The following is a 14,766-nucleotide window of genomic DNA, read 5'->3' as shown; positions in this document are numbered from 1 at the left end:
CCAAGTCATGATCCGCGTACTGTTTGTCTGTCTGGGCAATATTTGTCGTTCACCCACCGCCGAGGGCGTGCTGCGCGTGCGGCTCGCCGCCGCCGGCCTGGATACGCAGGTCGAGGTCGATTCCTGTGGCATCGGCGACTGGCACGTCGGCAAGGGGCCGGATCGTCGGGCGCTCGAGGCGGCGCGCCAGCGAGGCATCGATATCGATGCGTTGCGGGCGCGGACGCTAGACGCCGAGGACTTCGGGCGTTTCGACTACATCCTGGCGATGGACCACGATAACCTCGCCGCCATCCAGGCGCAGCGTCCCGCCGACTGTAGCGCGCACATCGGACTCTTCCTGGCCTTCGCCGAACGCCCCGACGAGGCGGTGCCGGATCCCTACTATGGCGGCGACGAGGGCTTCGCCAGGGTCTTCGAGCTAATCGAGGCCGCCAGCAACGGCCTGGTCGCTGAATTGCGTAAAAAGCTTCAGGTAAAACTGCGCGGCGGGCCGACGGCGAGATGATCCGTCACGACGTCGAACTCGGCACGGCCAACACCCTGGGTCTGGCGTGCCGGGCCGAGCGTTTCGCCGCGCTCGCCAATCTCGACGACGCCCGCCGGGTGCTCGACGAGGCGCGCCGCAGTGGCTGGCCGGTCAGCGTGCTCGGTGGCGGCAGCAACCTGATTCTGCGGCCCTGGCTGCCGGGTCTGGTGGTACAGGCCGACTTCGCCGATTGGTGGCTCGAGCGGCTCGACGCGGACAGGGTGCGCGTGCATGTCGAGGCCGGCATGAACTGGCATGCACTGGTCGAGACGCTGGCGGCGCACGAACTGTGGGGGGCCGAGAACCTGGCGCTGATCCCGGGGCGTGTCGGCGCGGCGCCGATCCAGAACATCGGTGCCTATGGCGTCGAGCTCGCCGATCTGCTGGAGAGCGTGCACCTTTTGTACCTCGACGACGGCCGCGAGGCGGTCCTGAGTCGCGACGAGTGCGACTTCGCCTACCGCGATAGCATCTTCAAGCACGCTCTCGATGGCCGGGTGCTGATTACCCGCCTGGTGCTGCGCCTGTCCACTCGGCCGGCGCCGCGGCTCGGCTACGGCGATCTGGCCGCGCGGCTGGGGCCGTCGCCCAGCGCCAGCGAGGTGGTCGCCGCGGTCAGCCAGGTGCGCCGCGAGAAATTGCCCGATCCGGCGCTGCTTGGCAACGCCGGCAGCTTCTTCAAGAACCCGGTCGTCGCCGCCGAACGCGCCCAGGAACTGCTGGCCGAGTATCCGGCGATACCGCATTTCCCGCTCGGCGATGGACGCGTCAAACTCGCCGCCGGCTGGCTGATCGACCAGTGCGGCCTCAAGGGACTGAGAGAAGGGCATGTCGGCGTTCACGATCGTCAGGCGCTGGTGCTGGTGCATCACGGTGGGGGCAGCGTCGATGAGCTGCTGGCGCTGGCGCGCCGCGTCGCCGACACGGTCGAAGAGCGCTTCGGCGTGACGCTGGAGCGCGAGCCGCGCCTGCTGGGAAGGGCGTTGGCGTAAGCCAGGACAGCTAATCGCGGTGAACGAAAAACGCCTCGTCGGCGAACCGACGAGGCGTTTTTATGTAACTGGTGGCTACGCCCTGATTCGAACAGGGGACCCCATCATTATGAGTGATGTGCTCTAACCAGCTGAGCTACGTAGCCCTTCAACGGGGGCGAATATTACCCGTAACGCCTTGAGGTGTCAACATTATCCGCGCCAACAACCGCGCGCTCAGACATTGAAGCGGAAGTGAACGACATCGCCGTCCTTGACGACGTACTCCTTGCCCTCGAGACGCCACTTGCCGGCATCCTTGGCGCCCTGTTCGCCGCCCAGTGCAACGAAGTCGTCGTAGCCGACCACCTCGGCGCGGATGAAGCCCTTCTGGAAGTCGGTATGGATCACTCCGGCGGCTTCCGGCGCGGTGGCGCCGACCTTGACCGTCCAGGCGCGCACTTCCTTGACCCCGGCGGTGAAGTAGGTCTGCAGGCCGAGCAGGTTGTAGCCGGCGCGGATCACGCGGTCGAGTCCGGGTTCGCTCATGCCCATCTCGTCGAGGAACATGCTGCGCTCCTCGTCGTCGAGTTCGGCGATCTCGGCTTCGAGCTGATTGCACACTGGCACCACCACGGCGCCTTCCTCGGCGGCGATCTCGCGGACCACGTCAAGATAGGGGTTGGCCTCGAAGCCGTCCTCGTTGACGTTGGCGATGTACATGGTCGGCTTGAGGGTCAGGAAACCGAAGCTCTTGACCTGGCGCTTGTCCTCGTCGGAGAGGCCGAAGCTCCTTAGCGGCTGGCCTTCGGCGAGATGCGGCTGGATGCGGTCGAGCACCGCCTTGGTGGCGATGGCGTCCTTGTCGCCGCCCTTGACCACACGCGTCAGGCGCTGGCTGGCGCGCTCGACGGTATCCAGGTCGGCCAGCGCGAGCTCCATGTTGATGATCTCGATATCGGCGCGCGGGTCGACCTGATTGGCGACGTGGATGACGTTGTCGTTATCGAAGCAGCGCACCACATGGGCGATCGCCTCGGTCTCGCGAATATTGGCGAGGAATTGGTTGCCGAGGCCCTCGCCCTTGGAGGCGCCGGCGACCAGTCCGGCGATGTCGACGAACTCCATGGTGGTCGGAATCACCTTTTCGGGCTTGACGATTTCGGCCAGCTTGTCGAGGCGCGGGTCGGGCATCGGCACGATGCCGGTATTCGGCTCGATGGTGCAAAACGGAAAGTTCTCGGCGTCGATACCCGATTTGGTCAGTGCATTGAAGAGCGTGGATTTGCCGACGTTGGGCAGGCCGACGATGCCGCAATTGAAACCCATGGTTTGGTCCTGAAGATGCAGAAAGGCGTGAACGCAATGGCGGGTATTCTACGGGAAAAGCGCGCGAGGCTGTAACTTTTGCGCGATGGGAAGCCCATCGGGAAGGGATGATCGGGCGCTTACGGTTTGAAGCTGTGCAGGCGATTCATGGCCTTGGCCCAGTCGCCGCCCAAGGCGTCGGGTAGGGTGCGAAGGCACTCGTCGAGCGCGGCATCGATGGCCTGACGTTCGGCCTTGCCGGGCCGCCCCAGCACATAATTGGTGACCTGCTTGGCGTCGCCGGGATGGCCGATACCGATGCGCAGGCGATGGAAGGCGTTGCTGTTGCCCAGCGCGCTGATGGTGTCGCGCAGCCCGTTGTGGCCGCCATGACCGCCACCGGTCTTGTAACGAGCGGTACCGGGATCGATGTCCAGCTCGTCATGAACGACGAGTAGTTCGTCGGGGGCGAGCTTGAAGAACTGGCAAAGCGCGGCGACAGCCGCGCCGCTGCGGTTCATGAAAGTGGTCGGATTTAGCAGATGAAGGTCGCGACCGGCGAAGTGGACCTTGGCGTATTCGCCAAGGAACTTCCTTTCCATGCGCAGCGGCGTGTGGCTGTCGCGCGCCAGGGCTTCAACCAGCCAGGCGCCCGCATTGTGCCGAGTTTCGGCGTAATTCGCGCCCGGATTGCCCAGGCCGATGATCGCTTTGACGTGGCTCATGCAGGTGCCTTGCTGGTTGCCGTCCAGGGCAGGTACCGATTACTCGGACTTGTCCTTGCTTTCTTCTTCGCCGCTCTCGTCCTGCGCTCCGCCTTCTTCCTCGTCATCGGCAGCAACGACTGTCGGACGAGTGATGCTGACCACGCCGGCATCATGCTCTTCGCCATGTGTCAGGGCGACGAGAGATACGCCTTTCGGCAGCTTAAGGTCGGATAGGTGGAGCGTATCGCCGATACCGAGTTCCGCGATGTCGACTTCCAGATATTCCGGAAGATCTTTCGGCAAGCAGCTGACTTCGACTTCGTTGGCCAGCACATGCAACACGCCGGTCTTTTCCTTGACGCTCTGGTTGCTGTCTTCGCCGATCACGTGCAACGGCACGTTGAGTGTCATCTCATGCGTCGCATCGACACGCAGGAAGTCGGCGTGGGTGACCAGCGCCTTGAAGGGGTGGCGCTGCAGGTCACGGACGACGACCTGTTCCTTGGTGCCATCGACATCGATATTGATGATCGAGGAGAAGAACGATTCTTCCTCGATCGCCTTGTAGAAGGCCGGCTTGTCGATGGTGATCGGCTGCGGTGCCTTTTCGCCACCATAGATGATGGCAGCGACCTGCTGGTTCTCACGACGCAGGCGGCGGCTCGCACCTTTCCCCAGGTCGTGACGAACGTTGGCGGTGAGTTGATAATCGGACATTGATGTAACCTCGCGGGTTTAAAATAAGGAAATCGCCATCGCCCGCGACCAGACGATGGCGTTTCCGGTAGCGCCTCGCGGCGCACGTATCCGAGGCAGACGCCTCAACGCGACGTTCAGTGGAACATCGCGCTTACGGATTCTTCGTTGCTGACCCGGCGGATCGCCTCGGCGATCAGGCCGGCGACCGACAGCTGGCGAATCTTGCCGCTGCGCCGCGCGGTTTCGGACAGCGGAATGGTATCGGCCACGACGAGTTCGTCAAGCACCGATCCGCTGATGTTGTCGACGGCCGGGCCGGACAGGATCGGGTGCGTGGCATAGGCGACGACGCGACGGGCGCCGTGATCCTTGAGCGCCTCGGCGGCCTTGCACAGCGTGCCGGCGGTATCGACCATGTCGTCGACCACCACGCAGGTGCGGTCCTCGATCTCGCCGATGATGTGCATAACCTGGGCGTGATTGGCCTGGGGCCGGCGCTTGTCGATGATCGCCAGGTCGGCGTTGAGCTGCTTGGCGATGGCGCGCGCGCGGACCACGCCGCCAACATCGGGCGAGACGACGACCAGGTCGTCGTAGTTCTGGCGCTCGATGTCGTCGAGCAGGATCGGCGAGCCGTAGACGTTGTCGACGGGCACGTCGAAGAAGCCCTGAATCTGGTCGGCGTGCAGGTCCATGGTCATCACCCGGTCGACGCCGGCCTTGACCATCACGTCGGCGACCACCTTGGCCGAGATCGGCACGCGGGCCGAGCGTACCCGGCGGTCCTGACGGGCGTAGCCGAAGTAGGGCACCACGGCGGTGATCCGTGCGGCGGACGCGCGGCGCAGGGCGTCGACCATGAAGATCAGTTCCATCAGGTTGTCGTTGGTCGGGGCGCAGGTGGACTGCAGGATGAAGACGTCCTTGCCGCGAACGTTCTCGTTGATCTCGACCGCGATTTCGCCATCGCTGAACTGACCGACCGTGGCATGTCCCAACCGGTTGTCGAGTGCCTCGGCAACCTTGCGGGCGAGTTCGGGATTGGCGTTCCCGGCGAAAACCATCAATTTAGACACGCGCAGCCACCTTTGGAGTGTTCAGGGGGTCTCTGGAGCGGAATGAGCAATCGCGCGCAGGGAAATGGCTGGGGTACCAGGATTCGAACCTGGGAATGGCGGCACCAGAAGCCGCTGCCTTACCACTTGGCGATACCCCAGTAACCGTGCCCTTCGCTAGCCGTGACGCCGTGCGTCGCCGGCTTCGACCGCCTTGATCATTAGACCTTGATCATGAACCTGTGATCAGAAATCCGATCAGTGCAGGCCCAGCGCCTGATGGAGGGGAGACGTGTTGCAGCCGCGTGCCTTGAAGGCATGCCAGCCATCGCCAACACGGGCGAGTATGCTATCTGCCTCGTCACTATGCGTCAATTGGCAGAAGACACAGGCGCCGGTTCCGGTCAGCAGGCTCGGGGCGAAGCCGGACAGCCAATCGAGCGCTTCGCCCACGGCCGGATAGAGCCGGCGCACGGTCGGCTGGCAATCGTTGCGCCAGGCGTGCGGCCCCTCCTGCAGTGCGCGCGCCATACTAATTGGGGGGGTGTCGCGTGTCAATTGCCCCGCCCCGAATACCGCGGGCGTGGCGACCTCGATCCCGGGATGGACGACCACGAACCAGGGCGTATCGAGCTCGACCGGCGTCAGGCGCTCACCGATGCCTTCGGCCCAGGCGGCGCGACCGTGGATGAACACCGGTACGTCGGCGCCGAGGCGCAGGCCCAGCTCGGCGAGCGCATTGAGCGACACGGACAGTTGCCAGAGGCGGGCCAGGCCGAGCAGGGCGGTGGCGGCGTTCGAGCTTCCTCCGCCCAGGCCGCCGCCCATCGGCAGGCGCTTGGTCAGGGCGATATCGGCGCCGAGGCGACAGCCGGTGCTCTCCTGCAGTAGCCGTGCCGCTCGCACGATCAGGTTGGCGTCATGATCGACGCCCGGTAGCGCCGGCGTCAGCGTGATCCGGTCATCCTCGCGGCGGCGCAGCTTTAGCGTATCGCCGTGGTCGAGAAACTGAAACAGCGTCTGCAGTTCGTGGTAGCCATCGGCGCGGCGGCCGGTGATACGCAGCAAGCGGTTGAGCTTGGCGGGCGCCGGCAGGCTCAGTTCAGCCATCGCCGGCGTCCGCAGCGCCCGGGTGCCACTCGTTGACGACCAGGGTGGCGCGCCAGTCGGCGAAACTCATCACCATCCGGCGTGGCAGCCACAAGCCATCGGCCTGCGTCCAGTCGCGATAATCGATCACCCAGCCGGCCTGACGAAGGCGCTGCGGGAAATTCAGCGCGTCGCGAGTCAACTGATACTCGACGATCGGCGACGGCAGTCCGCGCACCCAGTTGTCGAGCGCCGAGATCGGCAGCGACCAACCGAGCTGTTGCTCCATCAATTGCTCGGGAGTGTCGGCCTCGAAGCGGCCCTCGCCGGTGGTCAGCACCACGCCGTCCGGGCCGCCTTCGAGAACGCTGCGTCCGGCACCGAAAGGGCCGCTGATCAGCATGCGGTAATGGCCGGCGCGCTGTGTCCAGTCGAGGTTGGCGCTCTGGGCGTCGTGCGGCGTGCGCAGGCCCATCTTGCCGGCTAGGCGCCAGCTGTCCAGCGCCTCTAGGCGCGGCTTCTGGTCGGCCCAGTCGCCCTTTGCACGGGACGATTCGGGAGAGGGCGCCTGGCTGGCGCAGCCGGCCAGCAGTGCCAGGCCGAAAGTGATCGCGGCAAGCCGTCGCATGGCATTACTCCGGGTCGATAGTGGTGGGGGCGAGTTCGGGAATGCGCTCGAGCAGGGCATCGATCCGCGGTCGCTCGGAATAACGCTCGAGCGCCTCCTCGATCAGTGCCCGCGCTTCATCGCGGCGTTCGAGCCGCCACAGCACTTCGGCCAGATGAGCGGCGATCTCCTGGTCCGGCTGCTGACGATAGGCTTCGCGCAGGTAGGGCAGCGCTCGCTGGTCGTCGCCCAGCTTGTGATAGACCCAGCCCAGGCTATCGATGATCGCCGGGGATTCGGGCTCCAGGCGATGGGCGCGTTCGATCAGTTCGCGCGCCTCCTCGAGGCGAGGTGTCTCGTCGGCCAGGGTATAGCCCAGAGCGTTGAGCGCCATGGCGTTGTGCGGCTCGAGTTCGATGACATGACGAAGATCGCGCTCCATGCCCGCCAGGTTGCCCTGTCGATAGCGGAACATGCCCCGCGTGAAGCGCAACTGGGTGTCGTCGGGGTGCCGGGCCACGGCCCGGTCGAGCAGCTGGCGAGCCTCGTCGGTCTGGTCATGCGCCTGGAGCAGATCGACCTCCAGGCCGATCAGCTCGGCGTAGGCCTCGGGATGGCGCAGGCGCTCGATGCGCAGAAAGGTCTGGGCGTCGGCCAGGCGGTCATTGTCGGCGAGCATGTAGGCGGCGCGCTGGCGAGCCTCGATGAAGCCATCGCCGATTGGCACCTGGCGATAGTAAAGCAGCGCATTGTCGATCTCGCCGGCCTGCTCGGCGATGTTGCCGAGCATGATGAAGGCCAGCGGCGGAGTCGGCTGACTGTCGATCAGCGGCAGCAACAGCCGCCGGGCCGGTGCCGGGTGGGCTTCCTCGAGATACAACTGGGCCAGCGCCAGGCGCAGCTCGACGGAATCGGAATGTCGCGCGAGCAGGGCATTGATGCGCGCCTCGGCGCTTTCCACCTGATTGAGGCGCAGTTGCGCGCGGGCCAGCAGCAGAATGAAGCGGCTATCGTCCTCGGCGTTTTCGAGCCCGCGAAGCGCGGCGTCGCGGGCATCGGCGTTGCGGCCTTCCTGCAGGGCGATGCGCGCCCGGGTGAGCCACAGTCCGGGAAGCGTCGGGTGGCTTTCGGCGAGCCGACCCAGGCGTGCATCGGCGCGTGCGGTCTCGCCGCTGGCGGCCTCCAGCAGGGCGGTGGCCAGCACGACATCGGGCTGCACCTCGTGGGTCTGCAAGTAGCGGCGCAGACGCTCGATCAGTGGCGCAGCGTCTATCTCGTTCTCGATGGCGGCTTCGGCGAAGCCGACCAGATCGCCTTGGCCGCCCCGCTCGGCGAGCGCCAGGCGCTGCTCGAGACTGGCTTGCCAGTCGCCGCGCTCCAGCGCCAGGTTGGCCAGCAAACGGGCGGGGGCTTCGGCCTCCGGGGCCAAGCGTCGCCAATGCTCGGCGGCCCGGGCCTGCAGCTGCGGGTCGTCGGTGTAGCGTGCGGCCAGCGTGGCGCGCTCCGCCAGTGCCGGGGAATCGTAGCGTTCGGCGGTTTCCAGGTAGCCGCGGGCGGCTCGCTCGAAATCACCGCGCTGGCCGGCCAGTTCGGCGGTCAGCAGCGTGGCCAGGCTCTGGGCATCCAGGCCTTTTTGCACCGGCGGGGCCGAGGCCAGCGGATCGGTCAGTGGCGGTGGCCGGTTGGCCAGCCCCTGGCAACCGGCCACCAGGGCCGTTGCCAGAACAGTCACAAGCAAGCGTGCGCGCATGCTTCCCTCATTCCAGAGCCGGTAGTCATCCCGTGATCATCCCTGCTGCGCGGGGTGGGGGCGTGCCGTCAGCATACCGATTCGCCGACGCCGGGCAAAGCAAAGGCGCGCATGCCTACCCGGGCAGCCGTGTGATAGACTAAGCCGCCCGAATACGCTCAGGACCAGCCTGGCGACGGGCGCGCCTGACGTCGCACGCTAGCCGCGTTGCGACGAGTGTTTTCGACTATTGCGCAGGATCCAACGGCTCATTGCAATGACGCTTCTCGCCCTGGGAATCAACCACAAGACCGCCGATGTCGCGGTGCGTGAGCAGGTCGCCTTTACCCCCAGTCAGCTGGAAGCGGCGCTGGTTGGGCTCAAGGGATTGCCGGCGGTGAGCGAGGCCGCGGTGCTTTCGACCTGCAATCGTACCGAGCTTTACTGCGTCACCGAGGCGCAGGGCGAGCAGGCGGTCATCGACTGGCTGGGGCGCTTTCACAACCTGCCGGTCGAGGAACTGACCCGTTGCGCCTATCACTATCTGGATGCCTCGGCGGCCCGCCATCTGATGCGCGTGGCATCGGGGCTGGACTCGATGGTGCTCGGCGAGCCGCAGATTCTCGGCCAGCTCAAGGACGCCTACCAGCAGGCGCGCCAACATCGGGGGCTGGGCGGTGAACTGGAGCGGCTGTTCCAGCATACCTTCGCGGTCGCCAAGCAGGTGCGCACCGAGACCGGCATCGGCGAGAACCCGGTATCGGTGGCTTACGCGGCGGTCAGCCTGGCGACGCGCATCTTCGACGACCTGTCGCGTTCGCGGGCGTTGCTGGTGGGCGCCGGCGAAACCATCGAGCTGGTCGCCCGGCATCTGCGCGAAGCCGGCATCAAGGAGCTGATCGTCGCCAACCGCACCCGCGAGCGCGCCGAGCAGCTGACCGGCGAGTTCGGCGGCGAGGCGATCACCCTCGGCGAGATCCCCCAGGCGCTGGAGCGGGCCGACATCGTCATCACCTCGACCGCGGCACCCTTGCCGATCCTCGGCAAGGGCATGGTCGAGCGGGCCCTGAAGGTGCGTCGCCACCGGCCGATCTTCATGGTCGACATCGCCGTGCCGCGCGACATCGAGCCGCAGGTCGGCGAACTCGACGACGTCTTCCTGTACACCGTCGACAACCTCCACGAGGTGATCGAGGAGAACCGTCGCCATCGCCAGGTCGCCGCCGATCAGGCCGAGGACCTGATCAGCCAGGGCGTCAGTCATTGGCAGCACGAGCGCCGGGTGCGCGGTGCCGGCGAGCTGATCAAGCGCTACCGCGAGCAGGGCGAGGCGCTGCGTCAGGGCGCCGAGGCCCAGGCGCTGGCGCAGCTGGCGCGCGGCGAGGATCCCGAGAAGGTACTACGCCGATTCAGCCAGCAGCTCACCAACAAGCTGATGCACGGCCCGACGCTACGCCTGCGCGAGGCGTCGGGCGCCGAGCGACACGATGTCATCCAGGCGGCCGAGAGCCTGCTGCTCGACCCGGCCGCGCCTGCCCAGGACCCGGAATAGGACATTGCATGAAAGCGTCTTTGCGCCAGCGTCTTGAAAGCCTTCACGAACGCTTCGACGAACTCGCCGCGTTGCTCGCCGAGCCGGACGTCATCGCCGAACAGGCGCGCTTTCGCGATTACTCGCGCGAATACGCGGAACTCGAGGAACTGATCGAGGCGTGGCGGGACTTCCGTGCCACCGAGGGCGACGTCGAAGCCGCCGAGCAGCTCACCGGCGACGCCGACGCCGAGATGCGCGAACTCGCCAACGAGGAACTCTACGCCGGCCGCGAGCGGCTCGCCGAGCTCGAGGAGCGCCTCAAGGTGCTGTTGGTGCCCAAGGATCCCGACGACGCGCGCAACGTGTTCCTCGAGGTGCGCGCCGGAACCGGCGGCGACGAGGCGGCGCTGTTCGCCGGCGATCTGTTTCGCATGTACTCGCGCTATGCCGAGAAGCTCGGCTGGAACATCGAAGTGGTCAACGCCAGTCATGGCGAGCAGGGCGGCTACAAGGAGATCATCGCCCGGGTCAAGGGCGACGGGGTTTACGCGCGGCTCAAGTTCGAGTCCGGCGCGCATCGCGTCCAGCGCGTACCCGCCACCGAATCCCAGGGGCGCATTCACACCTCGGCGTGCACGGTGGCGGTGATGCCTGAGGCCGACGCGGTCGGCGACATCGACATCAACAGCAACGATCTGCGCGTCGATACCTTCCGTTCCAGCGGCGCCGGCGGCCAGCACGTCAATACCACCGATTCGGCGATCCGCATCACCCACCTGCCGAGCGGCGTCGTCGTCGAGTGCCAGGAGGAGCGCAGCCAGCACAAGAATCGCGCCAAGGCGATGTCGCTGCTGGCCGCCCGGCTCAAGCGGAACGCCGTCGACAGCCAGCGCCAGCAGCAGGCCGACACGCGCAAGTCGCTGGTCGGCTCGGGCGATCGCAGCGAGCGCATCCGCACCTACAACTTCCCGCAGGGACGTATCACCGATCACCGCGTCAACCTCACCCTCTACAAGCTCGGCGAAGTGATGAACGGTGAGCTCGACGAAGTCATCGCGCCGCTGATCAACGAATACCAGGCCGAGCGGTTGGCGGCACTGCAGGACGCCTGATGCGTGTCGATCGATTGCTCAGGGAGGCCGCCGCGCGGCTCGCCGACGCCGGCTCACCGACGCCGCGACTCGATGCCGAAGTGCTGCTGGGCCATGTGCTGGGTCGCGAGCGCAGCTGGCTCTACACCTGGAACGATCACTGCGTCGAGGGCTTTGCGCGCGCCCGCTTCGCCGCGCTGATCGCCGCGCGGGCCGCCGGCGAACCGGTGGCTTACCTGACCGGCGAGCGCGAATTCTGGGGACTGGCGCTCGGCACCCAGGCTGCGACGCTGATTCCGCGACCGGATACCGAGTGCCTGGTCGAGACGGCGCTGGCGCTGATGCCGGCGACGCCCCGGCGGATCCTCGATCTGGGCACCGGCAGCGGGGCGATCGCCCTGGCGCTGGCCAGTGAGCGCCCCGCCTGGCGGGTGGTCGGCGTCGACCGGATCGCCGAGGCCGTGGCGCTCGCGAGTGCCAATGCCCGCCGCTTGGGCATCGCCAATGCCGAGTTTGGGATCAGCGACTGGTTTTCCGCCTTGGCCGGCCGGCGCTTCGAACTGATCGTCGCCAACCCGCCTTACCTGGCCGCCGACGATCCGCACCTGGAGTGTGGCGACGTACGCTTCGAGCCGCGCTCGGCCCTGGTGGCCGGAGACGACGGCCTGGCCGACCTGCGCTATCTGGTCGAGGCCGCACACGACTACCTGACGGCCAATGGCTGGCTGCTGCTCGAGCACGGCATGGCTCAAGGCGAAGCGGTTCGCGAGGCCCTGCATCGGGCGGGCTATGTGGATGTCGCGACCCGCGCCGACCTGGCCGGATTGTCGCGCGTTTCGCTGGGTCGACGCGACGGCTGAGCGCAGCGTGGAATACGCTCGCTGGTTATCCTTTGGACCGATGTGGTAAGACTATTGAGTAGTCATGCCGCATTGGCAAATCTTGCTGTTTCCTTGTGGCATTTCGCGATAAGACCATCACTTGCTGCGGTGAGACGCGGTCAATGTAGATGATCATCCTGCTATCGTGCAGTAGGGAACACTCTTACAATGAAAACCAAGACGCGGTCGCTGGACCGTATCGATCTCAAGATCCTGCGCAGCCTGCAGGAAAACGCGCGCATCTCCTATGTCGACCTGGCATCCCAGGTGGGTCTATCGACGACGCCCTGCCTGGAGCGCGTCAAGCGGCTGGAAAGGGCGGGCATCATTCGCGGCTATCGGGCGATTCTCGATCCGCGGGCGCTCAAGGCGAATCTGTTGGTGTTCGTCGAAATCTGCCTGGAAACCCAGTCGCCGGCGGTATTCGACGAGTTCCGCCGGGCCGTCGCCAAGTTGCCGCAGATTCAGGAGTGCCACCTGGTGTCGGGCCAGTTCGACTACATCCTCAAGTGCCGGATTCCCGAGATGTCCGCCTACCGCCAATTGCTCGGCGACGTGGTGCTGACACTGCCCGGAGTCAAGGAGTCCAAGAGCTATGTGGTCATGGAGGAGGTCAAGGAGGAATTTTCCCTACACGTTCCCGAACTCGACGAGCTCGACGCCAAGTAGGCCGAGCGTCGCGTTTCACGGCACGGCGGCACCCATCAACCTGTAATGGCGAATCCTGGAGCGGCAATGAACGATGAGGCGCTGTTGCGCTATAGCCGTCATATCATGCTCGACGCGGTGGACATCGAGGGTCAGCAGCGTTTGCTCGACGGCCACGCGCTGGTGATCGGCGCCGGCGGTCTGGGTTCGCCGGTCGCCCTCTACCTGGCGGCCGCCGGTGTGGGCCGGTTGAGCATTGCCGATGCCGACGTCATCGAGATCAGCAACCTGCAGCGTCAAATCGCCCATCGCCAGAACGATCTGGGACGCAACAAGGCCGAGTCCGCGGCCGAGTCGGCCAGCGCCCTCAACAGCGACTGCGAGATTATCGCGCTGGGCGCGTACCTCGACGGTGAGGCGCTCGAAGCGGCGGTGGCGGCGGCCGACGTGGTGCTCGACTGCACCGACCGTTTCGCCAGCCGCTACGCGATCAACCGTGCCTGCGTCGAGGCCGGTCGCCCGCTGGTCTCGGGGGCGGCGATCCGCTTTTCCGGGCAGTTGGCAGTATTCGACCCGCGCGATACGCAAAGCCCCTGCTATGCCTGTCTCTACCCGCCCGCGGCCGACGGCGGCGACGATGAGGAGCTGCGTTGCGCCGAGAGTGGCGTGATCGGCCCCCTGGTCGGGCTGATCGGCTGCTTTCAGGCGCTCGAGGCGGTCAAGCTGTTGAGCGGGGCGGGCAGGCCCCACCGGGGGCTTTCGACCTTCGACGGCATGGACGCTGAGTGGCGCCACTTCAACGTGCCGCGCGACCCGGGCTGTCCGGTCTGCGGCGTTTCCGCGCGCACGGCGAGGTAGGCCGATGGCGGGGCCGCTCGGTCAGGTCAGCGATTTCGACATTCGCCTGCTGCGGATCTTCAAGGCGGTGGCCGAGAGCGGGGGCTTTACCGCCGCCGAGGTGTCGCTGGGTATCGGCCGCTCGGCGATCAGCGTGCACATGGCCGATCTCGAGAAGCGCCTGGGGCTGCGCTTGTGCCAGCGCGGACGCGGTGGCTTCGCGCTTACCGAGGAGGGGCGCGAGGTCTACCAGGCGGCGCTGACCCTGCTGGCCTCGCTGGAGACGTTTCGCACCGAGGTCAACGGCCTGCACCAGACGCTGCGCGGCGAGTTCAGCATCGGCATCACCGACAATCTGGTCAGCCTGCCGCGCATGCGCATCACCCACGCGCTGGCCGATCTCAAGGCGCGCGGGCCGGACATCCGCCTCAACATCCACATGACGCCACCGGACGAGATCGCCCGGGCGGTGCTCGACGGTCGGCTGCACCTGGGCGTGGTGCCCGACGTCAATCGTCTCGCCAGCCTCGAGGTGCGGCCGCTGTACGGCGAGCGATCGTTGCTATATTGCGCCGATGCGCACCCGCTGTTCAGCGTGGACGAGGCGCAGTTGAGCGAAGCCTGCCTGGCCCGGCAGGCGGCGGTGGTACCGGGCTATCCGCTACCCGGCGAGGCGCGCGAGCGCATCGAACGCCTGGACGGCCAGGCCACGGCCTCGGACCGCGAAGGCGCCGCATTCCTGATTCTCACCGGGCGTTTCATCGGCTATCTGCCCGATCATCTGGCGCGTCCCTGGGTCGAGGCGGGGCGGTTGCGCGCTCTGGCGCCGGAGCGCGAGCGGTTCGTTACCGACTTCGTCACCGTGACTCGCCGTGGACGACGCCCACACCGGGTGCTGGAGGCGTTTCTCGAGGCTTTGGCGGCGCAGGACAGGGAGTCGGGCGATGATGGCGAAACAGGCTAGGTGTTATCGAATACTTGACAATAAATGCGGTATTGGTGTCAGACTAGGCAGGCATAATCACGATTGCCGAGTTGCAATGGTGAAAGAATTCAACAACAACTTAGGTTCTCCCGACGG

At 66.1% G+C, this 14,766-nt stretch carries 15 protein-coding genes and 2 tRNA genes; 8 read left to right on the top strand and 9 right to left on the bottom strand.

The genetic code is table 11. The annotated features are described in order from the left end of the window. Positions 1–7: 7 nt before the first annotated feature. On the top strand, positions 8–508 hold the full coding sequence (locus R6258_RS08260; protein WP_318449200.1) for a low molecular weight protein-tyrosine-phosphatase: 501 nt from the start codon (positions 8–10) through the stop codon (positions 506–508). Continuing rightward, the gene (murB, locus tag R6258_RS08255; protein ID WP_318449199.1) at positions 505–1,521 is read left to right on the top strand and encodes a UDP-N-acetylmuramate dehydrogenase; all 1,017 of its coding nucleotides are present in this window, start codon (positions 505–507) and stop codon (positions 1,519–1,521) included. The genes R6258_RS08260 and murB overlap by 4 nt, the downstream gene beginning before the upstream one ends. Positions 1,522–1,590: 69 nt before the next feature. On the opposite strand, the gene R6258_RS08250 is transcribed toward murB, so the two are convergent. From R6258_RS08250 to R6258_RS08210, 9 genes are all read right to left on the bottom strand, one after another. Continuing rightward, positions 1,591–1,667, bottom strand: a tRNA-Met gene (locus R6258_RS08250). Positions 1,668–1,737: 70 nt separating this feature from the next. Then, positions 1,738–2,829 (bottom strand): redox-regulated ATPase YchF, encoded by a 1,092-nt coding sequence (gene ychF, locus R6258_RS08245; RefSeq protein ID WP_318449198.1) that lies wholly within the window; start codon positions 2,827–2,829, stop codon positions 1,738–1,740. Between the two features lie 119 nt (positions 2,830–2,948). Next, positions 2,949–3,533 (bottom strand): aminoacyl-tRNA hydrolase, encoded by a 585-nt coding sequence (pth, locus tag R6258_RS08240; RefSeq protein ID WP_318449197.1) that lies wholly within the window; start codon positions 3,531–3,533, stop codon positions 2,949–2,951. Positions 3,534–3,572: 39 nt separating this feature from the next. Further along, complete coding sequence (locus tag R6258_RS08235) at positions 3,573–4,232, bottom strand: 50S ribosomal protein L25/general stress protein Ctc (RefSeq protein ID WP_318449196.1); 660 nt, start codon at positions 4,230–4,232, stop codon at positions 3,573–3,575. Between the two features lie 116 nt (positions 4,233–4,348). Continuing rightward, on the bottom strand, positions 4,349–5,290 hold the full coding sequence (locus R6258_RS08230; protein WP_201448188.1) for a ribose-phosphate pyrophosphokinase: 942 nt from the start codon (positions 5,288–5,290) through the stop codon (positions 4,349–4,351). Between the two features lie 65 nt (positions 5,291–5,355). Continuing rightward, positions 5,356–5,430 (bottom strand) — tRNA-Gln (locus tag R6258_RS08225). A gap of 97 nt (positions 5,431–5,527) precedes the next feature. Further along, a complete protein-coding gene (ispE, locus tag R6258_RS08220) occupies positions 5,528–6,379 on the bottom strand; it encodes a 4-(cytidine 5'-diphospho)-2-C-methyl-D-erythritol kinase (RefSeq protein ID WP_318449195.1) in 852 nt (283 codons plus the stop codon). After that, positions 6,372–6,986, bottom strand: a complete 615-nt coding sequence (gene lolB, locus R6258_RS08215; protein WP_318449194.1) for a lipoprotein insertase outer membrane protein LolB — start codon at positions 6,984–6,986, stop codon at positions 6,372–6,374. Before lolB ends, ispE begins: the two co-directional genes overlap by 8 nt. A gap of 4 nt (positions 6,987–6,990) precedes the next feature. After that, positions 6,991–8,715 carry a tetratricopeptide repeat protein gene (locus tag R6258_RS08210; protein ID WP_318449193.1) on the bottom strand — a complete coding sequence of 575 codons (1,725 nt, stop codon included), beginning with the start codon at positions 8,713–8,715 and terminating at the stop codon, positions 6,991–6,993. A gap of 256 nt (positions 8,716–8,971) precedes the next feature. Here R6258_RS08210 and hemA point away from each other — a divergent pair, with 256 nt between their 5' ends. From hemA to R6258_RS08180, 6 genes are all read left to right on the top strand, one after another. Beyond that, the gene (hemA, locus tag R6258_RS08205; RefSeq protein ID WP_318449192.1) at positions 8,972–10,246 is read left to right on the top strand and encodes a glutamyl-tRNA reductase; all 1,275 of its coding nucleotides are present in this window, start codon (positions 8,972–8,974) and stop codon (positions 10,244–10,246) included. A gap of 8 nt (positions 10,247–10,254) precedes the next feature. Next, positions 10,255–11,340: a peptide chain release factor 1 gene (gene prfA, locus R6258_RS08200; protein WP_318449191.1), complete on the top strand. Its 1,086-nt coding sequence runs from the start codon at positions 10,255–10,257 to the stop codon at positions 11,338–11,340. Then, entirely contained in the window at positions 11,340–12,179 is an 840-nt protein-coding gene (prmC, locus tag R6258_RS08195; RefSeq protein ID WP_318449190.1) for a peptide chain release factor N(5)-glutamine methyltransferase, read from the top strand. The genes prfA and prmC overlap by 1 nt, the downstream gene beginning before the upstream one ends. A gap of 189 nt (positions 12,180–12,368) precedes the next feature. After that, positions 12,369–12,869: an Lrp/AsnC ligand binding domain-containing protein gene (locus R6258_RS08190; protein ID WP_318449189.1), complete on the top strand. Its 501-nt coding sequence runs from the start codon at positions 12,369–12,371 to the stop codon at positions 12,867–12,869. 66 nt (positions 12,870–12,935) lie between these two features. After that, the gene (locus R6258_RS08185; RefSeq protein ID WP_318449188.1) at positions 12,936–13,706 is read left to right on the top strand and encodes a molybdopterin-synthase adenylyltransferase MoeB; all 771 of its coding nucleotides are present in this window, start codon (positions 12,936–12,938) and stop codon (positions 13,704–13,706) included. Positions 13,707–13,710: 4 nt separating this feature from the next. Next, positions 13,711–14,649, top strand: coding sequence for a LysR family transcriptional regulator (locus R6258_RS08180; protein WP_318449187.1), 939 nt, complete (start codon positions 13,711–13,713; stop codon positions 14,647–14,649). The last annotated feature ends 117 nt before the right edge of the window (positions 14,650–14,766 follow it).

This window comes from Halomonas sp. HP20-15, assembly GCF_033446685.1.
Classification (GTDB): domain Bacteria; phylum Pseudomonadota; class Gammaproteobacteria; order Pseudomonadales; family Halomonadaceae; genus Modicisalibacter.
Note: the sequence above shows the minus strand (reverse complement) of the source record. Positions and strands in the feature narration are given on the sequence as shown.